General features: G+C 58.0%; 16 protein-coding genes. 6 read left to right on the top strand and 10 right to left on the bottom strand.

Going from position 1 to position 20,292, the window contains the following annotated elements; translation table 11 throughout:
* Positions 1-40 precede the first annotated feature (40 nt).
* Positions 41-1,264 carry a lytic murein transglycosylase gene (locus CFBP6623_RS19050; protein ID WP_046799948.1) on the bottom strand — a complete coding sequence of 408 codons (1,224 nt, stop codon included), beginning with the start codon at positions 1,262-1,264 and terminating at the stop codon, positions 41-43.
* Between the two features lie 195 nt (positions 1,265-1,459).
* Between CFBP6623_RS19050 and galU the strand changes: the two genes are divergently transcribed.
* Positions 1,460-2,347, top strand: a complete 888-nt coding sequence (galU, locus tag CFBP6623_RS19045; RefSeq protein ID WP_046799947.1) for a UTP--glucose-1-phosphate uridylyltransferase GalU — start codon at positions 1,460-1,462, stop codon at positions 2,345-2,347.
* A gap of 54 nt (positions 2,348-2,401) precedes the next feature.
* Here the strand turns inward: galU and uppP are convergent, their stop codons facing one another.
* Complete coding sequence (gene uppP, locus CFBP6623_RS19040; protein ID WP_046799946.1) at positions 2,402-3,907, bottom strand: polysaccharide biosynthesis protein UppP; 1,506 nt, start codon at positions 3,905-3,907, stop codon at positions 2,402-2,404.
* A 419-nt stretch (positions 3,908-4,326) separates the two neighbouring features.
* On the opposite strand from uppP, the gene CFBP6623_RS19030 reads away from it, so the two are divergent.
* Complete coding sequence (locus CFBP6623_RS19030; RefSeq protein ID WP_046799945.1) at positions 4,327-4,692, top strand: PAS domain-containing protein; 366 nt, start codon at positions 4,327-4,329, stop codon at positions 4,690-4,692.
* Positions 4,693-4,752: 60 nt separating this feature from the next.
* Entirely contained in the window at positions 4,753-5,748 is a 996-nt protein-coding gene (locus tag CFBP6623_RS19025; protein WP_046799944.1) for a KpsF/GutQ family sugar-phosphate isomerase, read from the top strand.
* 16 nt (positions 5,749-5,764) lie between these two features.
* On the opposite strand, the gene CFBP6623_RS19020 is transcribed toward CFBP6623_RS19025, so the two are convergent.
* The 6 genes from CFBP6623_RS19020 to CFBP6623_RS18995 form a co-directional block, all read right to left on the bottom strand.
* Positions 5,765-6,229, bottom strand: coding sequence for an NfeD family protein (locus CFBP6623_RS19020; RefSeq protein WP_046799943.1), 465 nt, complete (start codon positions 6,227-6,229; stop codon positions 5,765-5,767).
* Positions 6,230-6,231: 2 nt separating this feature from the next.
* Positions 6,232-7,239 carry an SPFH domain-containing protein gene (locus CFBP6623_RS19015; RefSeq protein ID WP_046799942.1) on the bottom strand — a complete coding sequence of 336 codons (1,008 nt, stop codon included), beginning with the start codon at positions 7,237-7,239 and terminating at the stop codon, positions 6,232-6,234.
* Positions 7,240-7,298: 59 nt separating this feature from the next.
* Positions 7,299-8,333: a ferrochelatase gene (hemH, locus tag CFBP6623_RS19010; RefSeq protein WP_046800037.1), complete on the bottom strand. Its 1,035-nt coding sequence runs from the start codon at positions 8,331-8,333 to the stop codon at positions 7,299-7,301.
* A gap of 350 nt (positions 8,334-8,683) precedes the next feature.
* The gene (locus tag CFBP6623_RS19005) at positions 8,684-10,561 is read right to left on the bottom strand and encodes a 5'-nucleotidase C-terminal domain-containing protein (RefSeq protein ID WP_046799941.1); all 1,878 of its coding nucleotides are present in this window, start codon (positions 10,559-10,561) and stop codon (positions 8,684-8,686) included.
* A gap of 219 nt (positions 10,562-10,780) precedes the next feature.
* Positions 10,781-11,155: an outer membrane lipoprotein Omp10 gene (gene omp10, locus CFBP6623_RS19000; protein WP_046799940.1), complete on the bottom strand. Its 375-nt coding sequence runs from the start codon at positions 11,153-11,155 to the stop codon at positions 10,781-10,783.
* Positions 11,156-11,305: 150 nt separating this feature from the next.
* On the bottom strand, positions 11,306-12,751 hold the full coding sequence (locus tag CFBP6623_RS18995; RefSeq protein WP_052819434.1) for a homospermidine synthase: 1,446 nt from the start codon (positions 12,749-12,751) through the stop codon (positions 11,306-11,308).
* Positions 12,752-12,994: 243 nt separating this feature from the next.
* Here CFBP6623_RS18995 and CFBP6623_RS18990 point away from each other — a divergent pair, with 243 nt between their 5' ends.
* The gene (locus CFBP6623_RS18990; RefSeq protein ID WP_080842849.1) at positions 12,995-13,903 is read left to right on the top strand and encodes a GGDEF domain-containing protein; all 909 of its coding nucleotides are present in this window, start codon (positions 12,995-12,997) and stop codon (positions 13,901-13,903) included.
* Here the strand turns inward: CFBP6623_RS18990 and CFBP6623_RS18985 are convergent.
* A complete protein-coding gene (locus CFBP6623_RS18985) occupies positions 13,900-14,535 on the bottom strand; it encodes an aminotransferase class IV family protein (RefSeq protein WP_046799937.1) in 636 nt (211 codons plus the stop codon). The two genes, CFBP6623_RS18990 and CFBP6623_RS18985, sit on opposite strands and share 4 nt — an antisense overlap.
* Before the next feature lie 99 nt (positions 14,536-14,634).
* Complete coding sequence (locus CFBP6623_RS18980) at positions 14,635-16,485, bottom strand: M3 family oligoendopeptidase (protein WP_046799936.1); 1,851 nt, start codon at positions 16,483-16,485, stop codon at positions 14,635-14,637.
* A gap of 169 nt (positions 16,486-16,654) precedes the next feature.
* On the opposite strand from CFBP6623_RS18980, the gene CFBP6623_RS18975 reads away from it, so the two are divergent.
* A complete protein-coding gene (locus tag CFBP6623_RS18975; RefSeq protein ID WP_046799935.1) occupies positions 16,655-18,199 on the top strand; it encodes a sigma-54-dependent transcriptional regulator in 1,545 nt (514 codons plus the stop codon).
* 209 nt (positions 18,200-18,408) lie between these two features.
* The gene (locus tag CFBP6623_RS18970; protein ID WP_046799934.1) at positions 18,409-20,286 is read left to right on the top strand and encodes a DUF882 domain-containing protein; all 1,878 of its coding nucleotides are present in this window, start codon (positions 18,409-18,411) and stop codon (positions 20,284-20,286) included.
* The last annotated feature ends 6 nt before the right edge of the window (positions 20,287-20,292 follow it).

Here is a 20,292-nt window from a genome sequence, read left to right as displayed (position 1 = left end):
TCGGCGGTGGTGAACCCCCGCCGAATTCGCCGGCATATTATCAATTGCGCAGGGCTCTCAGCAATCTCTGCGACGGCTGGCCGTCATTTTCCATGCCCATGCGCGACTGGATGGCGCTAATGGCGGCTTTCGAACCGGAGCCGAAATTACCATCGATTTCGCCATCATAATAACCGAGTTCCTTCATGCGGGTCTGGAGTTCGAATTTTTCGCGAATGTCGAGCGTGCCATCCGGGCGCGGCCATTTCTGCTGCATGCCGCCATAACCGGCGATTTCATCCGCGAGCAGGCCGACGGCCAGCGCATAGCTGTCCGACGCGTTGTATTTCTTGATGGTGAAGAAGTTCTTCATCATCAGGAAGCCAGGACCGTTTGCGCCACCCTGCAATTTCAGCATAGCGCGATCAGAACCGCGGGTGAAATTCTTGCCGTTCGGGCGGGAAAAGCCGAGCTTTGTCCATTCCGAAATCGTCTTCGTCTGGCCTTCGTAACGCGCGCCGCCGCGCGGTACGGCGGTTTCATAACCCCAGGTCCGGCCGGGTTCCCAGCCGTTCTTGGAAAGCAGATTGGCGGCCGTCGCCAGCGCATCGGGAACCGAATGCCAGATGTCGCGCTTGCCATTGCCGTCGGCATCCACCGCATAAAGCAGGTAGCTGGTCGGAATGAACTGGGTGTGGCCCATCGCGCCCGCCCACGAGCCCGTCAGCTGCTTCGGCGTGACATCGCCCGCCTGAAGGATTTTGAGGGCGGCGATCAATTGCGTGCGCGCAAACTTGCCGCGTTTGGGATCGGAATAGGCAAGCGTCGCCAGTGCCTGCGGAATATTGTGCAGCCGCTCCGGCTTTTCGAGAACCGCGCCGTAATTCGATTCCATCGACCAGATGGCGAGAATGATGTGCTTGTCGACATTGAAGTTGCGCTCGATCCAGTTGAGGGTCGTCGCATGCTTCATCTTCATCTCGCGGCCAATCCGCACCGTATAGGGGTTGACGCGGGAATCGAGATAATCCCAGACCTGGCTGGTGAATTCCGGCTGAAAGGTTGCCTTGCGCAGCGCATCCGGATCCGGTTCGCTGACGCCGGCGAAGGCCTTCTGATAGGTTGCCTTGCTGATGCCTTCTTTCGCGGCTGTTGCATAGAACTGGTTGATCCACTGTCTGAATCCGGCATCGGCATGGGCCGAAACGGGTGCCAGAGAAATCACCAGGCCTGCAACCATCATGCAGCCGAATTTGCGGACATCTGAAAGGATCATCTTTGTCATCGTCAGTCTTTCGTTCTCTCGAATGTCATTTCGATTGCGAAAACGCATCGGGCGTCGTCATGGATAACAAAAGAACGTCAACAAATTCTTTACCATTAATAGATGGTAGCGTCACCCTTTACAAAACGTTGTTATTTTTGAAATAACAACAGCGTGCGGGGATTGTGATCAAGTTTTATCTCTCAGGAGGGATATGTGGTAGAACAGAAAAAAATTCGGAAGGCCGTATTTCCAGTCGCAGGTCTCGGTACCCGTTTCCTGCCCGCAACCAAAGCGGTTCCGAAAGAAATGCTCACTGTCGTTGACAAGCCGGTCATTCAATACGTCGTCGATGAGGCGGCGGAAGCGGGCATCGAGCATTTCGTATTTGTCACCGGCCGCGGCAAGGCGGTGATCGAAGATTATTTTGATATTCAATTTGAACTTGAACAGATGCTGCGTGAGCGCAACAAGAATGCCGAGCTGACATTGCTGGCCGGCCTTCTGCCCAAGGCAGGCACGGCAAGCTTCACGCGCCAGCAGGTGCCGCTCGGTCTTGGCCATGCGGTCTGGTGCGCCCGTGATATCGTCGGCGACGAGCCTTTCGCCGTGCTGTTGCCAGACATGATCATGCATTCACAGAAAAGCTGCCTGAAAGGCATGGTCGAACTTTACGACCAGACCGCCGGCAACGTGATCGCGGTGCAGGAATGCGCTCCCGACCAGACCCACAAATACGGTATCGTTGGTGTGGGTGATGCCGTGGGCGAAGGTTTCAAGATCACTGAAATGGTGGAAAAGCCTGCCAAGGGTACGGCGCCATCGAATTTCTACATCAACGGTCGTTATATTCTTCAGCCGGAAATTTTCGATATTCTCGAAAATCAGGAACGGGGTGCAGGCAATGAAATCCAGCTGACGGACGGCATGCTGACGCTTGCCCAGTCGCAGGAGTTCGCCGGCTATCATTTCCGCGGCCAGACTTTCGATTGCGGCGCCAAGGACGGCTTCATCCTGGCCAACGTTGCATTCGCTCTTGAACGTGGTGATATTCGTCCGGCGATCGAAGAGCCGATCAAGGCCTTGATCGACGGATTGAAGTAACCGACCAGAACGCAATAAAATCCCGGCCTTCGCGCCGGGATTTTTGTTTGGCGATCATCGCTTCAGGACAAGTCCTGCACCGACGCGGAATTCGTTGCTGTCATAGACCGGTGTCCACTGGTAGCTGACGTCGGCGGTCAGGTCGAGATAGCGGTTCAGCCCCCACGTCAGGCCGGCGCCTGCCGTGTATTCCACGGCATTCTCGGTGTCGGAGGAGGGGAATGTGCGGTGCACGATCTGTCCCGTCAAACGTGCGACCAGATTGTTGCGTAATTCGTGGGTAAGCCCGGCATCCAGCCGATAGGAAATCCAGCCGCCCTGCGGACCGCCGGCAAAATCCTCAATCGTCGTGCGCAGGCCGAGATTGACATTCGTGCCGCGCTGCGGCGACCAGTTGAGTTCGCCGTCCAGCGTCAAAGCGCCGATGGCGGCAAGACGGTCATCATCATATTGCTTGCGCAGATAACCGATCGCGGCCTCGCCACGGGTCTTTTCGCCGAGATCGACCTCGGTTCCGATCTTCGCGCCATAGGAGTTGGAGGAGCGGGCGTAACCGGAATTGTCCAGACGGCTGTCATATCTGGTCTTTCCCGCGTTCAGTTCCAGGAACGGGATCAGCGCCGGCGACAATTCGTAACCAATGCGCCCGCGCAGGTTCGCACCGTTCTGGTCGCGGTCGCTGAGGCTGATCGGCCTGCCATCAAGGCCTTTCGCATCCGTATAGACCGTGCGGGAGAGATCGAGCGCCGCAAGCCCACGCAGTTTGCCGAAGTCCCGCTCTATCGAAGCGCCGGTCGTAAAACGGTGTTCACCACCCTGCACGGCAGCGCCGGTCAGAGCATTGGGGTCTGTTGTGTCTTCGCGGCTGAATTCGTAACCGGCCTTGAGATTGGCCTTCGTCTCTTCGCCGAGATCAAGGCGCAGATCGGCCTCTATCCGCGCCCGGGGCTCTTCACCATCCTTGTCGCCGCCGAAGTTTCTCTCCCAGGCGCCGTCGCCCGTCACGGTCAGTGCGTGGCGAGACCAGTCGCTGGTAAGCGTACCGCGGATGCCTGTTGTCAGATAGTTGCGTCTGGAGGGACCGCCGGTGTTCGTCTGTTTTTCCGTGTTGATGGTCTGGCTGATCGCGGGACGCAGCAGGAATGTGCCGATCCGGATGCCCGGGGTCTGGCCAGGCTCAGTCGCTATCTGCGGATTTTCACCGCCATCCACCGTCGGCTCATAGGGGTTTTCAGCCTCGGCATAGGGTTGGCCCGCATCGTCCTGCTGTTCGTAAATCGGGTCGCCGGGATTGTTCGAGGGACGCCAGAGCTGTTGTGGCGCAGGCGCGGCCGCAGGTGCAGTCTGCCGCGCATCTGTCGCTGCTCCATCGCTCGTCGCTGGGGTGGCCGAAGTTGTTCCGTCACCGGCGGGAGGAACGCCGGGCAATAAGGGTGTGGCTGTGACGGCAGTTTGTGCGAAAAGGCTTGCCGTGGTGGAGCAAAGAAGCGTGCAGGCAAGCAACAGGGTTGCTGCTTTCCGCGACGTCTGCAGACGTGTGGCGGCGCCCTTCACATTCATTCCTCTTCACCCGGCGAATTTGGCCGATGCCCGATCGATAATTTGCCAAAACACTTCCCCGGGCCAAATGAATGAGAGGCCGATGAAATGACGTGGACAAACCAGGGACCAGACAGGCGACGCAAGTTTTAACATCACTTTAACAATAGGTTTTTTATGGTTAACAGTTGATAAAGATCGATGAGATTTCAGAGTTTTGGCAAGCACGTGAAAATCGGCGGGCCTCGCGCTAACTGCTTGTATTCAGAATGCTGCCAACCGGAGAACTGGAAAAACGTGCCGCAGTGCAAAATATTTCTAATATGATAAGATTTAAACGTTTCAATTTGGCACGGAATCGCCCTATGATTTAGGGGTAAAGGTCTTTCTATTGCTTGGTAAATTCTATTGATTTTTATTTTATGTGACAGCGTCGTTTCATGAATCCCGTTTTGAACATCAAGCAGGTCGGTTTTTATTGCTGGGATATTACCAACGACCGATTCTATCTGGATGAGGTCTGTGCGGAACTCTTTGGAATTCCGCTGAGACAGGCGATGCAGGGCATCAGCATTTTTCAGATGCTTGAAAAAGTGCATCTGGATCACCGAAATCGTGTGATCGAGACCGCGTTGATCACCCTGAAAGCGGCAAGCTTTTACAATCAGGAATATGCCGTGCGCCGGGACGACGGTTCGGTATCATGGGTAAGGACAGTCGGGAGATATCTCGTCGATGAAGAAAACATCCCTTTCAAGCGGCTGGGAACGATGGAGGAAATCTCTCCGCCGGACCTGCGGCACTAAAAAGCAACACCGGCTGGCTGAAGAGTGGACTTCTTTCAGGTGAAAGAGTAACAGTCGGCCATGATTACGCGCGCCGTCAAACTGGTCGAAGACAATGCCATCTCATCCGCTGTGCGGACGATTTCGATGGAGCGGGCTGGTCTTGCCGCCCTTGAGACCGCTCTCACAAACGGTCTTTCCGAGCCTTTCTGCAAAGCCATTGAGACAATCGGCCAGTCGAATGGCCGTCTCATCATCACCGGGGTCGGCAAAAGCGGCCATATCGGCGCAAAGCTTGCAGCCACCTTCGCCTCCACCGGCACACCGGCGTTTTTTGTGCATGCGGCCGAGGCCAATCATGGCGATCTGGGGATGATCGGCGGTGACGATGTGGTTCTGGCGATCTCCAAAGGTGGTGAAAGTGCGGAACTGCGTAGCATCATCAACTATTCGCGCCGCTTCTCCATTCCGCTGATCGCACTCACCTGTTCCGAGGCTTCATCGCTGGCGAAGGCCTCCGATATCGTGCTGCTGGTTCCCAATGAACAGGAAGCCTGTCCGCTTGGTCTGGCACCCACCACCTCCACCTTGATGCAGCTGGCGCTGGGTGATGCTCTTGCCGTGGCACTTCTGGAAGCCCGCAATTTCACTGCCGGTGATTTCCGGGTGTTTCATCCCGGCGGCAAACTGGGCGCCAGTCTGACACTGGTCAGCGATATCATGCATACCGGCGACCGTGTGCCGCTGGTGGCCAAGGGAACAGCCATGCCGGAAGCGGTTGGCGTTCTTTCCCGCAAACATTTTGGCTGTGTCGGCATTCTGGATGAGGATGGACGTCTGTGCGGCATTGTCACCGAGGGTGATCTGGCCCGCAACCTGTCGCGCAATCTCGCCGAATTGACGGTGGACGATATCATGACCCGCAACCCGAAGACGGTCAAAAAGTCGGTGCTTGCGACCAGCGCGCTGGCGACACTGGAAAAATTCCATATCGGCGCGCTGATCGTGGTGGATGATGACAACCGGCCGATCGGCCTGGTGCATTTCCACGATCTGTTGCGAATCGGCGTGGCCTGAGGCCCGCTCGGCTCTCCTATTGATCTATCGGTTCGATCGTCAGTGTGCGGCCGCGTGCTGATGCGATCCTGACACGGGTTCCGGCTGGAAGGTCTTCACCATTTACTGGCCACCATGTGTCGTCCAGTCTTATCCGGCCGCGTCCTTCGACAATTGGTTCCTGCAGCGTCGCTGTGCGGCCGACAAGGCTTGCCTCGCGCTGATTGAGGAACGGTTCATCGGTGGCGGCCCGGTTCCTGCCGAAATATTTCCGGCCGAGCAGGGCAAAGACGATGGAGAGCGCGGCAAACAGCACCAGCTGCAATTGCCAAGCCCAATATGCCGCATCCCATAAAAGCAGCGAAAGCGCTCCAATGACAAGCGCGGCAAGCCCGATCCAGATCAGGAAAACGCCCGGAGCGATGAGCTCGGCCGCCAGCAGCACAAAGCCGACGATCCACCAGCTCCATGGTCCCAGCTCAGTGGCAAGCCGTTGCAGCATCGTCACTTCTCCGATGAAGAGCCGAAGGGGGAAGGCCGCGTCGGAGGTACGGAGCGGGCCGGAGCCGGGGCGGACGGCGCATCGCCTCTATCGCCAAAAACCTCTTTCGCAATCGTGCCGATGCCGCCGAGCGAGCCAATCAGCGCCGAGGCTTCCATCGGCATCAGCACGATCTTGGAATTCTTCGCCGTGCCGATTTCTGCCAGCGCCTCGGTGTATTTCTGGGCAACGAAATAGTTGATAGCGTGGACATTGCCGGCGGCGATGGCTTCCGACACCATCCGGGTGGCATTGGCTTCGGCTTCCGCGAGACGCTCACGGGCTTCGGCGTCCCGGAATGCTGCCTCGCGCTGGCCTTCGGCTTCCAGAATGGCGGATTGTTTTGCGCCTTCGGCGCGCAGAATCTGGGCGTTGCGGGAGCCTTCAGCCTCCAGCACCTGCGCGCGCTTTTCGCGCTCGGCCTTCATCTGCCGCGCCATGGAATCAACGAGATCCTTCGGGGGCGCGATGTCCTTGATCTCGATGCGGGTGACCTTGATGCCCCATGGTCCCACCGCCTCATCCACCACGCGCAGAAGGCGATCGTTGATGGCATCGCGGTTCGACAGCAACTCATCGAGGTCCATCGAGCCCATTACCGAACGGATATTGGTCATTGTGAGGTTTTCGATCGCCATTTCCAGATTGGAGATCTGGTAAGCGGCCTGTGCAGCATTGAGCACCTGATAAAAGGTGACGGCATCAGCAGAGACGCTGGCATTGTCGCGGGTGATGACTTCCTGTGTCGGAATATGGAGCACCTGCTCCATAACATTCATCTTCGAACCGATGCTTTCGAAGAACGGCACGATGAGGTTCAGGCCGGGTTCCAGCGTGCGGGTGTAACGCCCGAACCGTTCAACCGTGTAACGATGCCCCTGCGGTACGGTCTTGATGCCGGCAAACAGCACCAGAATAACCAGAACAACCGCCGCTATGACGACGATGTCAAAACCGCCCAATGCAATCATCACTTTCCCTCCAAGGATCAGAACCGTCAGGGTTTTACCCCAGTAGCGTTATGGCAAGATTATACCCAGCCTTGCAACTCCTGTCTTACAACCTTTTCGAGAACGTTCATGCCCTCGGCGCTGTCGTTCAGACACGGAATATGGGTGAATTTCTCGCCGCCATTGTGCAGGAAGATTTCTCCGGCTTCACCGGCAATTTCCTCCAGCGTCTCAAGACAATCCGAGACGAAGCCGGGGTTCATGACGGCGATGCGCTTGATGCCCTCGGATGCCAGCTTTTCCACGGTCTTGTCGGTATAGGGCTGCAACCACTCTTCTGGCCCGAAACGCGACTGGAAGGTGATCATGAAATTCTTGTCAGTCCGGCCAAGAGCCTCCCGCAGCAGGCGTGCGGTTTTCTGGCAATGACAATAATAGGGATCGCCCTTTTTGAAATAGGATTGCGGAATGCCGTGGAAGGAGGTGATCAGCATCTCCGGCTCCCAATCCAGCGTTGCCAGATGGTTTTTGACGGAAGCTGCTAGCGCCTCGATATAGGCCGGGTCGTCGTGATAGGGCGGCACCGTGCGAATGGCGGGCTGCCAGCGCAGCTTCATCAGATGTTCGAATGCCTTGTCGTTCACCGTTGCCGTGGTCGAAGCGGCATATTGCGGGTAAAGCGGGAAAAGCAGGATTTTTTCGCAACCCTGTTCCTTCAACGCGTCGATTTTCGAGGCGATGGACGGCTGGCCATAGCGCATCGCCCAGTCGACGACGACATTGGGCAGATCCGTCAGCGCCTGTGCCATCAGTTCGCCCTGGCTGCGGGTGAAGGTGCGCAGATAGCTTTCGTTACGCTCGTGGTTCCAGATTTCCTCATAAGCCTTGCCAACCTTCTGTGGGCGCTTGTTGAGAACGATGCCGTAAAGGATCGGATACCAGTAGAGGCGCGACCACTCGATGACGCGCTTGTCGCTCAGAAATTCCGCCAGATAACGGCGCATCGGCCAGTAGTCCGTACCGTCAGGGGTGCCGAGATTAACGAGCAGGACGCCAACCTTGCCAAATGCCGTACGGGGGTGGTCTGCGGGGAGTGCGGATAGTTCTGTCGCCATGAATGACACCTGAAACTCGGACTGGTTGCGTGAGAGCTTTTCCGCCTGGGATAGCGGCGGAGAGGCTCCATCTTCTATTTATGCATACCGGATGCAAACCTTGATGGCTTTTGCCGGAAATGCACGAGCTATACGCCCGTGTCGTCGATTTGTTCACGTGTTCTAGACGAATTTTTTCAGGATTGAACCACCAACGGATGTGATTTGCGCCTTCAATGAAGGGGCATGTTGCGTTTTGGCAATTCGTAGCGCCTAACAGACTGTTTTTTAAGGAAAAATAAGAAGCCGGCCCCATGGGTGAGGGCCGGCTTCCGGTCTGCGGCAAATTGCCCTGTCTTTCGGTGTCCGGCTTATTGAGCCGGAAGTTCAAGTTCCTTGCCGATTTCGATATGGTTTGGATGCTGCAGCGTGTTCGCCTTGGCAATTCGGGTCCAAAGCGCGCCATTGCCATATTTTTCCGCTGCGATCTTCCAGAGCGAGTCGCCCTTTTCGACAACATATTTGCTGGCTGTGGCTGCTGCTGCGGCAGGAGCAGTGGTGGCCGGTGCGGTTGCCGCAGGCGCTGTGGGGGCCGGGGCCGGTGCAGCCTCTTTCGCGGGAGCCACATAACCGGCCGGCGTCACTTCGCTGATGCGGCCGTCCGTAAAGGGCTTGTAGGGGCTGTTGGCGCTGATATAGGCCGCGACCGCTTCCTCCAGGTTGGGGCCGAAGTCATAGGCGTTGATCGCTTTGGTCGCAAAGACCTTGAAGCCGTCGCCACCGGTGCGCACATAGTTATTGGCCGCAACGATATAGGTCTTGGCCGGGTCGAGCGGCACGAAGGCCTCGCCTTCCTTCACGTCAACTGAAATGACGCGGCTGCCAGCCGGCTTCGACCGGTCAAATGAATATTTCATGCCGGAAACCTGCATGAAGCGGCCCGCACCGTCGTCGATCTGGCTGACGCCGTTTTCGAGGGCGGCGCGAATATCCTCGCCCTTCAGCTGGAATGTTGCAACCGTGTTCTGGAACGGCAGAACAGTCAGAACTTCGCCCATGGAAACATCGCCGGCATCGATGGAGGAGCGCAGCCCGCCGCTATTGGCGAAAGCAATGGTGACACCCTGATCCTTGACGCGTGCAAGCGTTGCATCCGCTACCAGATTGCCCATGGAGCATTCCTTGACGCGGCAAACCTTGCGGTCGCCCTCGATCGGACCTTCGGAGGAACCAACGACCTTGGTTTTCAGTGCCTCGATCGGGGCCTTCAGCTCATCGATACGCTTGAGTGTGGCTTCGTCGGGCTTGAAGGAGGAATCGATCAGGATGGGATCGCCCTTGCTTTCCTTGACCACGCCGCTGTCGTCGAAGACGACTTTCAGGTCGCCGAGATATTTGCTGTATTGCCCGGCCTGAACGACCGGAACCTTGTAACCACCGGGATTGTCAACGAGGGTCGGATAAGGGCCTTCGGCCTTCTGGTCGGTGTTGGAAAGCAGCGTATGCGTGTGGCCGCCGACCACCACGTCGACGTCAGGGATTTTCGCGATGAATTCTAGGTCGCGCGGATATCCGACATGGGTGAGCGCGATGATCTTGTTAACACCGTCCTGCTTCAGCTTCTGCACCTGTTCGCTGATCTTCGCGACATCTTCGGCGATGGTGATGTTAGGGCCGGGCGTTGCCAGTTCAGCCGTGTCGTTGGCGACAGCACCGACGATGCCGATTTTCTGCCCGCCGACTTCAAGCACGATGGAGGGCTTGACGCGGTCGCCGATTTTCGAGGTGGCGGTGGCCACCACATTGGCGGTCACGACGGGGAACTGCACCTTGTCGAGGAAGCCGGCAAGTCCGTCCTCGCTGTCGTCGAACTCATGGTTGCCGACGGTCATGGCGTCGAACTTCATGGCGTTCAGCACTTCCGCTTCCACCGTGCCCTTGTAAGTGGTGTAGAACAGCGATCCTTGGAAGTTGTCGCCGGCATTGAGCAGCAGAACGTTCTTCCCTTCAGCCTTCAGCGCGTCACGGGTCTGGTTGATTGCGGTCAGGAGGCGGGCAGCGCCGCCGAAGCATTCGTTTTTGCCTTCCTCTTCCGCCGAGCAGGTCGAGTCGAATTTATTGATCGATTCGATACGGGAGTGAAAATCGTTGATGTGAAGAATGTTGAGTTCGTAATCGGCCAGAGCTGCTCCGGCTGAAAGCGTTATCGCCGAAACGCTCAGCATGCCCAGTCCCAAAATTTTCTTCATGGTCCTATCCCCTGTTCAAGGCGAAAGCCGGGCTTCCCGATCATCATCCGCCCGTGCTCCGATCATTCTTTAATCTGAAAGTATGTCAGGCTTTCAAAGCCGGATGTTTCCATTTAGCGGCAATTGCCGCAAGCGAAATTATGACAGGTGCGCAACAAACAAAAACGCACGCTGGAAGCGTGCGTTTAAAAAGGTCATCACATTGAAAAATTAGAAGTATTAGCCTTGGCGGGTCAGCGAGAACTGGCTGTTGCTGTCTGTCGTGCAGTTCAATTGTGAAGGCGAGACGAGGGCGCAGTTGACGCGTGATTGCGTGTTGCGCACCAGCGATGTCATGTTGATTTCGTAAAGCGTCGGCGAAATCGTCACATAGGTGCCGGAGGCCAGAAGCGTGTTGGTGTCGGTCGAACGGGTGGAGAAGGCGCCGTTCTGGAAGGTCGACACGATGCCGTTGCGGTCGATCCAGCGGCCATCCACGGCCGGGCCGCGGGAAAGCGAAGGCGCCATCGAGGTCTGCTGCGAGGGACCCGGCGCGACGCATGAAGACACCGCGATGGCGGCACAAAGCAAAGCAGCGCTTGTCTTGAAGTTCATGAGCCTGTTCTCCTGCGATTCGATGAAACTTTCTGTGTTTCGACCATGCCGTGAAGCGTTCCTTATTTCAAGGCAACGTTGTTTGCTCCTGCCGGTTCCTCATCTGCCGCATGAAAGCATGGATGTGACAAATATGAGACGCCGCTTTCTTCACCGCACCAGAATATTGCGGAACTGCCATGGATCGGCGGTGTCGATATTGTCGGGAAACAGGCCGGGGCGGCCGTCAAGCGGTGTCCAGTCCGTGTAGTGTCCTTCGACCGGGCCTAGATAGGGGCGCTGCACCTCCAGGCATCGGCGATAATCCATTTCATCCGCCTCGACGATGCCGACCTGCGGATTTTCGATGGCCCAGACCATTCCGGCCAGCACCGCTGAACTGACCTGCAGTCCGGTCGCATTCTGGTTGGGGGCGAGCGAACGCGCCTCCTGCAGGCTCAGCCGTGAGCCGTACCAATAGGCATTTTTGTCGTGGCCATAAAGCAGAACGCCCAGCTCGTCGGCACCGTCGACCAGTTCGTCTTCGCCCAGCACATGCTGCACCGGCTGCGGGATGCCGCCGTTGCCGAAAAGTTCATGCAGCGAAAGAATGGCGTCGTTGCAGGGGTGATAGGCATAATGACAGGTCGGCCGATAAGTCACGTCGCCATCATCATTGCGGACCGTGAAATAGTCGGAAATCGAGATCGCCTCATTGTGGGTGACCAGAAAGCCATATTGCGGACCCTGTCCCGGACACCATGTCCGCACTCGTGTATTGGCGCCGGGTTGGTCGAGATAGATCGCCGCCTTGCTGCCCTTCTTCTGTTTTTTTGCGTTTTTCGGCATCCAGTTTTCATGGGTGCCCCAGCCGAGTTCGGCGGGCTGAAAACCCTCGGCGATAAAACCTTCCACCGACCAGGTGTTCCAGAAAGCGCCGAAGGGCTTGGGATCTTTTGCCCGCTGCGTATCGCGTTCAGCCACATGCACGCCCTTGACGCCGAGTTGCTTCATGAGCTTTGCCCAGGCTTCGCGGTCATGCGGCTGCGGCTCTTCGATATCAAGGCCGGTATCTTTGGCGAGATTGATCAGCGCCTGCTTCACGAACCACGACACCATGCCGGGGTTCGCCCCGCAGGTGGAAACGGCCGTCGTGCCGCCCGGCTTGCGTGCCTTTTCCTTCAGCATGGTCTCGCGAAGCGAATAATTGGTTCTGGATGCATTGTCGGCATCGGCGTCGAAATAAAAGCCCGGCCATGGCTCAACCACCGTGTCGATATAGAGCATGCCGTGTTTGCGGCAGAGCCGCATCAGATCGACGGAAGCGGCATCGACCGAAAGATTGACGCAGAAGCCCTGGCCCTGAACGCCCTTGAGCAGCGGCTTCAGAACTTCCTTGTAATTCTCCTTGGTCAGATGCGTGCGGATGTGGAGAATATTCCTCTCGGCCAGAAACGCGGCGATATCTTCGCGCGGATCGATGACGACGAGCCGGGTCTTGTCGAAATTGAAATGACGTTCGATCAACGGAAGAGTACCGCGCCCGATGGAGCCGAAGCCGATCATGATGATGGGGCCGTCAATATCGCCGTAAATCGGATGGTTTGCGTCCGTCATTCGTCAATTTTCCTTTTTCAGCCAATAAGTAAGCTAGATCACAAAAGCGTGCCACAATAAAGGGCAGGTGGATGACGGACATATGACGGTTGGGGTGAAAGCACACATGCAGGCACATTCTGCCCCTTCGCATTTTAGAGACTGCGTTTATAATCAAGTTCTTCTTTTCGTGTTGAGACCAAGTGCTGGGGGGCTCTGGTCAATGACGGCAAGGGAGTTTCGCCATCACAGGAGAATTGCCTGTTGGACAGTTTCATCGAGCGTGTCGCTGCGCTTCAAGGTGCCACCCCCGTTCTGATTGCCCTTTATGATTCCGAAGACCGGCTGCGGCATGCCAACCCGTCATTTCAGGAAAGCTTTCAAATTACCCCGGAAGAATTTCCGACCTGGGCGGATATCATGCGGATGAACCATCGCCTGCAAACCGGTGTTGTCGTTCGACATAGGGATTTCGAAGGCTGGCTCCTGTCGGCCCAGTCCCGGCGCGGCAAGCTGCCCTACCGCGCCTTCGAGATGGACATGTATGACGGCCGCTGGTTCTGGATGACGGAAACGGTGCAGCAGGATGGCTGGATGCTGTGCATTGCCAGTGACGTGACGGAATTACGCCAGGGTTACCGGGCGCTGCGGCAGGACCGGGACCTGGCTGTGCGCGCCTCGCAGACGGATGAGTTGACGGGAACGGCGAACCGCCGTTTCGTTTTCGCCAAGCTGGCACTACAGGTGGAACGGGTTGGCAAGGGGCTTGAAGCACCCTTTTGCCTCTGCACGCTCGACATCGATTTTTTCAAGCAGATCAATGATCGTTTCGGCCATAAATGTGGTGATGCGGTGCTGCGCGATTTTGTCGGCATCGCCCATTCCGTCATCCGGCGGGTGGATTTTTTCGGCAGGATCGGCGGTGAAGAATTCATGCTCGTCCTGCCGCGCAGCACCGTGGCGGAGGGCCGGGAAATCGTCGAGCGGCTGCTGCAGAGGGTGCGGCTTTCAAGACCTCTGGCCGAGTTTCCCGATTTTTCTTACAGCTGCTCGGCCGGCATGACGACCTATCGGATGGCGGAAAGCGCCGATGATGTTTTTATGCGTGCCGATCAGGCTCTTTATGCGGCCAAGGAAAAAGGCCGCGACCGGCTTCTGGCGGTGACTGTTTAAATCAACTCAGCCGCAATCAGCCCATGCAGCGAATTGCCGACGAACAGCCGCCGCCCCGTGACGTCCTGCGGTTTCAGCGCCTGTCCGCGCGCCTTGCGTTCGCGGATCAGGTCGGCGCGCAGCACGCCCGGCAGGATGCCGCTGTCGAGCGGCGGCGTCAGCAGTTGCCCATCCGGCATTTCGACGAAAATGCTGGTCGATGATCCCTCGCACAATTCGCCGCGTTCATTGAGCAGAAGAACCTCATCCGCTTCCTCGGCTGAAAACTCGGCGCGGGCGGCATCATAGGGCTCGCGGCGCGACGACTTGTGGCGATAGAAGGTATCCGTGGAATCGAGCGTGGTTTTTGTCGCGATACGAACGCGCCAGACCGCATTTGTTTGTACGGGATTGAAATCGGCCGCCTCGATATCGAGTTCGCCCTTGTAGTTCATAACCAGCCTGACGCAGAGCGGTTTTTCGCCGCCCACCGTCTTTTCCAGCGCCTGAACGGCGTTGGCCGGGGCGCGGAAACCGAGCGCATCGGCCGAACGCAGCAGCCGGCGCATATGCTGGTCGATGCGCTGAAAGCCGGTTTGCGGCTCCCAGCGCAGGGTTTCCCTCAAGGTCAGATCGGCAGGTTTGCGTTTCATTGCCTGTGCTCGTCGCCTGTCATCATGGTCGGTTTCTGCGCCGGCACTATCAACCGGCAAAGCTTGTCCGAAATAGGATAGCCCTGCCGGCTGACGAGGTTAAGCCTGTTTATTGTCCAGCGCTTCCAGCTCGTCGATCAATCCCTCGATCATCGAAAGCCCCTTGTCCCAGAAGGAAGGATCGGTCGCATCGAGGCCGAAGGGTTTGAGAAGCTCCGAATGGTGCTTGGTGCCGCCTGCCTTCAGAAGTTCGAAATATTTCTCCTGAAAGCCCGTCTCGGCCTTCTGGTAAACCGCATAGAGCGAGTTTACCAGGCAATCGCCGAAGGCATAGGCATACACGTAGAAGGGCGAATGGATGAAATGGGGGATGTATGTCCACCATGTCTCGTAGCCTTCGGAAATGCGGATTGCCGGGCCGAGGCTTTCAGCCTGCACGGAAAGCCACAATTCGCCGATCTGTTCGGAGGTCAGTTCCCCCTGCTTGCGGGCGGTGTGCAGCTTGCGCTCGAATTCGTAAAAGGCGATCTGGCGCACGACCGTGTTGATCATGTCCTCGACCTTGCGGGCGAGCATGGCCTTGCGCTCCCTCACATCCTTCGTGTCGTCGAGCAGCTTGCGGAAGGTCAACATTTCACCGAAGACGGAAGCGGTTTCGGCAAGCGTCAGCGGCGTGGCGCACATCAGGGCGCCCTGCTGACCGGCCAGCACTTGATGCACGCCATGACCAAGCTCATGGGCGAGGGTCATCACGTCGCGCGGTTTGCCGAGATAATTGACGAGCACGTAAGGGTGGGCCGAAGGCACGGTCGGATGCGCGAATGCGCCCGGCGCCTTACCCGGACGGGCGGGGGCGTCGATCCATTCCTCGTCAAAGAAACGGCGGGCGATATCGGCCATCTCAGGTGCGAAGTTTCCGTATGCGGAAAGGACGGTGTTCTTCGCTTCATCCCATGGAATGATCGTGTTCGAGGTATCGGGAAGCGGCGCGTTGCGGTCCCAGTAATTCATCTGCTCCATGCCGAGCCACTTCGCCTTCATGGCATAATATCGATGCGAAAGACGCGGATAGGCTTTCTTTACGGCGGCGGCCAATGCATCGACCACTTCGCGCTCGACGCGGTTGGCCAAATGGCGGCTATCGGCAATATCCTCGAACTTGCGCCAGCGGTCGGAAATATCCTTGTCCTTGGCGAGCGTGTTGGTGATGAGGGTGAAAACGCGCAGATTGTCCTTGAAGGTGGCGCTCAGCGCCTGTGCCGCCTTCCTGCGGGTTTCAGGCTCCGGCTCCTGCAGCATGTTGAGCGTCACTTCCAGGGGAAGGCTCGCGCCGTCAATGTCGAAACGTAGATCGGCCATCGTTTCGTCGAACAGGCGATTGAAGGCCGCCGCACTGGTCATCGATTTTTCGAGGAACAGCTGCTCCAGCTGGTCGTCTAGCTGGTGCGGCTTGTCCTTGCGCAAATCCACCAGCCATGGCCGGTAGTGGCCCGCAGCGGCGTCATTCGCCATGCAGGCGTCCATCGTCGCATCATCGATGCGGTTGAGTTCAAGCGTGAAGAACAGGAGATGTGCGGAAATATCCGTCAGCTTCGCCTGGGCATCCCCATATAGCTTGCCGTTTGCCGGGTTGGATGTATCGGAAAAATAGGTCAGTCCGGCAAAGGAACCGATACGGCCGATAAGATCGTCCAGCGCCTCATATTCCTTCAGCGCCGCGCCGATGCCTTTTTCGCCAGCGGCCTCTGCGGCTGCCTCAAGCTTGCCCTTCCACTTATCCTCGAAAGCGGTCGCCATTGCCGCCGCTTTCTCGATATCGCCCTTATATTCCGGTGAATCGCTCGACGGGTAGAGATCCGAGAGCTTCCAGCCGGGCAGGTCACCGAGCACGGGACCGGAGGCTTCGGCAAGGGAGAATGCGGGCTGCGGGGTGAGGCGATTGAGGGTCATCGAACGCGTCCTTCTGATTATGCTTGCGAAGCATATGGGTCCTTTGTTTCCCGCAGCAATGGATAAAATGCAAGCAAATCTCAAAACTGGATGTTCAAGTCTCCCGTGCCAGAGTGCGGCACAAGGGACCGCATGACGCAGGTCCATAAACCGGAAACCGGAGCCAAAAATGACCGCGCATGTTCTCGTGATAGACGATGATCCCGTCCAGCGCCGCCTGCTCAAAAATGCGGTGGAACGTTATGGGCATCTGGCCTTGCTTGCCGAAAACGGCAGGGCGGGGCTGGAGCTGCTCAAGCAATATAGCGGCGAGATCAATGTCATCGTCCTCGACCTCATGATGCCGGAAATGGACGGTCTTTCTTTTCTGAAAGCCGTTGGTGAACTTGGCACCGACGTTCCCGTCATCGTTCAGACCGGCCAGGGTGGCATCGATACCGTCGTGCAGGCCATGCGCGCCGGCGCTTTTGATTTCGTCGTCAAGCCAGTCTCGCCGGAAAGGATAGGCGCGGCCATTTCCAATGCCCTCAAGCTGGACAGGAGAGAGGCAAAGGCCCGCACGGGCAGGCGTGGACGGAGCAATGCAGTGAATTTTACCGATATCGTTTCCGCCAGCCCGGCAATGCTGAGGGTCATAGAACTGGCGCAGCGCGCCGCCCAGTCCAGCATTCCCGTGGTGCTGGAAGGCGAATCCGGTGTCGGCAAGGAAATGGTCGCCCGCGCTATCCAGTCGGCAGGCGACAGGGCGAACAAGCCGTTCATCACCGTCAATTGCGGTGCCATCCCGCATAATCTGGTGGAGAGCATCCTGTTCGGCCACGAGAAGGGCGCTTTTACCGGTGCGACGGAAAAACACATCGGCAAATTCATGGAAGCCGATGGCGGCACGCTGTTCCTCGATGAAATCGGCGATCTGCCGCTGGATGTGCAGGTGAAGCTGTTGCGCGCGGTTCAGCAGGGTGAAATCGAAACCGTCGGCTCGGCGCGGGTGCAGAAGGTCAATGTGCGGCTGATCTCCGCCACCAACAAGAACCTGATTGAAGAGGTGAAGGAAGGTCGTTTCCGCGAAGACCTTTATTACCGTCTCAACGTTTTCCCCATCACCATTCCGGCGCTGCGTCGCCGTAAGGAAGACATTCCTCATCTGGCGCGGGTTTTTGCCGAGCGTTTTTCCGCCGAGCAGAAATTGCCCAATCCCGTTGGCCTTGATGCCAGCGCGCTGGCGCTTCTGACGGCCTATGATTGGCCCGGCAACATCCGCCAGCTTGAAAACGCGGTCTTCCGCGCCGTCGTGCTGTCGCAGGGCGAGGAACTGGCGGATACCGATTTTCCGCAGATCGCGCTGCAGCTGCCGGAATTCGCGGCGATGGACGATACGGGTGATGCCATCCGTTCACCATCCGGGTCGTCGCTGAAGCTGGCCGCCTATTCGCCGCCGCCTCCGCTTGCCGAAAGCCACGCTGTTGTGGAAGAGGCAACGGATGTTTCCACCACCATATATCGGGGCGGAAACCTGATCTCAAGCATGGACGAAGCGGGCAACATTCGAAAGCTGGCCGAGATCGAAGAAGAGCTCATCCGCTTCGCACTCCGTTTCTATCGCGGGCAGATGAGCCAGGTCGCCAGAAAACTCGGCATCGGCCGCTCGACGCTTTATCGGAAACTGAAGGATTATGGCATCGATCCCGACGATCCTCTTCGAGACGCCGCATGACGCCGCAAATGGCGTATCGCCCGGCAGATCGTGAAATTTGTTAACTTCTGAGCAAGGATATCCGCTTACCGTCTATAAACCTCTTGTTAGTGGCTGATTCACTATGTAGAGGAAGGTTGCATGTGTGTGGCAATTTTGCCATCGTGTCACCGTATTTGACGTTCATTTGAGGCAATGTGACATAAATTGTCTTCCAGGCGGGGATCGAATTGCCATATCTGCATCGGAATAACGCGCTTTCGACAAAGATTGCGCGCGGCTTGATCAAGGATATATGCACGAAGCTGTCGGCGCGCGCTGTCACCTTTGCCTGCCTGATGCTCGCCGCAATGCCCTTCGTAGGTGTTTCGGCGACGGAAGCCGCCGCCGAAACGCGCAGCCTCAAACTGTATTATATCCATACACGCGAGAAGGCGGTCATCACCTTCAAGCGCAATGGAAAATACGACCAGAAGGGCTTGCAGGAGCTGAACCGCTTCCTGCGCGACTGGCGTCGTAACCAGCCGACGCGCATGGACCCGCGCCTTTTCGATCTCGTCTGGGAAGTTTATCGCCGCAGCGGCGCGACCGATTATATCAATGTCGTTTCTGCTTTCCGCTCGCCGGAAACCAACGGTCTCCTGCGGACACGTACCAAGGGTGTTGCGGAAAAAAGCCAGCATATGCTCGGCAAGGCCATGGATTTCTACATTCCTGGCGTCAAGCTCTCCCGCCTGCGCGAAGTCGGCATGCAGATGCAGATCGGTGGCGTCGGCTTTTATCCCAGTTCCGGTTCTCCCTTCGTGCACATGGATGTCGGCGGCGTTCGCGCCTGGCCGCGCATGAGCCGCCAGGAACTGGTGCGTATCTTCCCGAACGGCAACACGCTGCATCTTCCTTCCGACGGCAAGCCGCTTCCCGGTTATGAGCAGGCGCTGGCGGACTACAAGAAGCGCGTCAGCTCTTCCTCCATTCAGGTTGCGTCCAGCGCCGGCTCCGGCCCGGCCTCCTCGGGTGGCGGCGGCAAGCGCAAGACATTGTTGCAGGCGCTCTTTGGCGGCGGTGGCGACGAGGATGAAGATCCCGATAGCATCGCAGCGCCGGAACCCGCAGAACGCCCGGCTGTTGCTCGCCCGGCAACGCCGCCACAGGCCGCTCCCGAGCCTGAACCGACGATTGCGGTTGCTTCGGCACAATCCCTTCCTGGCGTGAACGATGCGCCGCTGCCGACGGCTCGCCCTGCCTTCGGCAACCAGCCGCCGGCCAATACCGGTCTCGCGACAGCGCTCTATTCGCCGGCCCGCAATGCCGCGCAGGATGCTCTTCAGGCAGCAACAACGCCGACGCCCGCTTCCGCTCCGGCCGAGCGCCAGCAATTCGCCGATCTGGCTGAGGTCTCCGTGCCTGTGCCCACCCTTCTCGGGCCGCGTGGCATGAGAGGCGATGCGGAAGGATCGATCCTGACGGCGTCCGCCGATGGTGCGACCCCTGCGGCGACCGGTGAGCTTGCCTCGGTTCCGGTTCCCGCCAATCGCCCGGCAGTGGCTGAAGCCCTTCTTGCTGCCGCCAATGCCGATCCGGAAGGCGAAGACGATCTCGCCGAGGCTCGGCAGGATACGCTTTCTCCGACGGTTGTTGCGGCTCTGGAGCAGAGCGGCCAGGCTGCCCGTTCGCAGGTCCAGTCCGCCGCCATGCCGACCGCCGCGCAATTCCCGGCTGCCGTCAACCACAAGGTCACGGTTGCACCTGCTGAAACCGCCAAGGCGGAGTCGCAGGAAGGTTTCGGTGACGCTTTCGATCTGAAGCCCGCCATCAATGGTGGTCTCACCGCTGGCCTGCCGACCAAGGGCTCGCGCCCGAGCAAGCAGGATGCGGCCGTTTCCCACCAGGCGATGGTCGGTGGTGGTCGCCTGACGCAGGATTCGATCTCTGACTGGGCGCTCAACCAGAACAAGGGTACGACTGGACGTTCGGTAAAGGCGCCGCGTGTTATCGCCAACCGCATGCTCAGCCACGACATGTCGGCTTCGGCCACATCGGCAAGCTTCAAGCCGGGTGCGGCAGCAATCGAGTCCAGCCGCTTCAGCACACCGGTGAAGATGCACTGAACCCTG

Source organism: Agrobacterium tumefaciens, from assembly GCF_005221385.1.
Taxonomy (GTDB): Bacteria; Pseudomonadota; Alphaproteobacteria; order Rhizobiales; family Rhizobiaceae; genus Agrobacterium; species Agrobacterium tomkonis.
Note: the sequence above shows the minus strand (reverse complement) of the source record. Positions and strands in the feature narration are given on the sequence as shown.

Excerpts from the sequence above, each read along its gene's own strand:
- hemH (WP_046800037.1), bottom strand. The coding sequence starts at position 8,333 with ATGGCGACAGAACTATCCGCACTCCCCGCAGACCACCCCCGTACGGCA.
- CFBP6623_RS19005 (WP_046799941.1), bottom strand. The coding sequence starts at position 10,561 with ATGAAGAAAATTTTGGGACTGGGCATGCTGAGCGTTTCGGCGATAACG.
- CFBP6623_RS19025 (WP_046799944.1), top strand. The coding sequence starts at position 4,753 with ATGATTACGCGCGCCGTCAAACTGGTCGAAGACAATGCCATCTCATCC.
- CFBP6623_RS19050 (WP_046799948.1), bottom strand. The coding sequence starts at position 1,264 with ATGACAAAGATGATCCTTTCAGATGTCCGCAAATTCGGCTGCATGATG.
- CFBP6623_RS18980 (WP_046799936.1), bottom strand. The coding sequence starts at position 16,485 with ATGACCCTCAATCGCCTCACCCCGCAGCCCGCATTCTCCCTTGCCGAA.
- CFBP6623_RS19015 (WP_046799942.1), bottom strand. The coding sequence starts at position 7,239 with ATGATTGCATTGGGCGGTTTTGACATCGTCGTCATAGCGGCGGTTGTT.
- CFBP6623_RS19020 (WP_046799943.1), bottom strand. The coding sequence starts at position 6,229 with ATGCTGCAACGGCTTGCCACTGAGCTGGGACCATGGAGCTGGTGGATC.
- CFBP6623_RS19030 (WP_046799945.1), top strand. The coding sequence starts at position 4,327 with ATGAATCCCGTTTTGAACATCAAGCAGGTCGGTTTTTATTGCTGGGAT.
- omp10 (WP_046799940.1), bottom strand. The coding sequence starts at position 11,155 with ATGAACTTCAAGACAAGCGCTGCTTTGCTTTGTGCCGCCATCGCGGTG.
- CFBP6623_RS18985 (WP_046799937.1), bottom strand. The coding sequence starts at position 14,535 with ATGAAACGCAAACCTGCCGATCTGACCTTGAGGGAAACCCTGCGCTGG.
- CFBP6623_RS18975 (WP_046799935.1), top strand. The coding sequence starts at position 16,655 with ATGACCGCGCATGTTCTCGTGATAGACGATGATCCCGTCCAGCGCCGC.
- uppP (WP_046799946.1), bottom strand. The coding sequence starts at position 3,907 with ATGAATGTGAAGGGCGCCGCCACACGTCTGCAGACGTCGCGGAAAGCA.
- CFBP6623_RS18995 (WP_052819434.1), bottom strand. The coding sequence starts at position 12,751 with ATGACGGACGCAAACCATCCGATTTACGGCGATATTGACGGCCCCATC.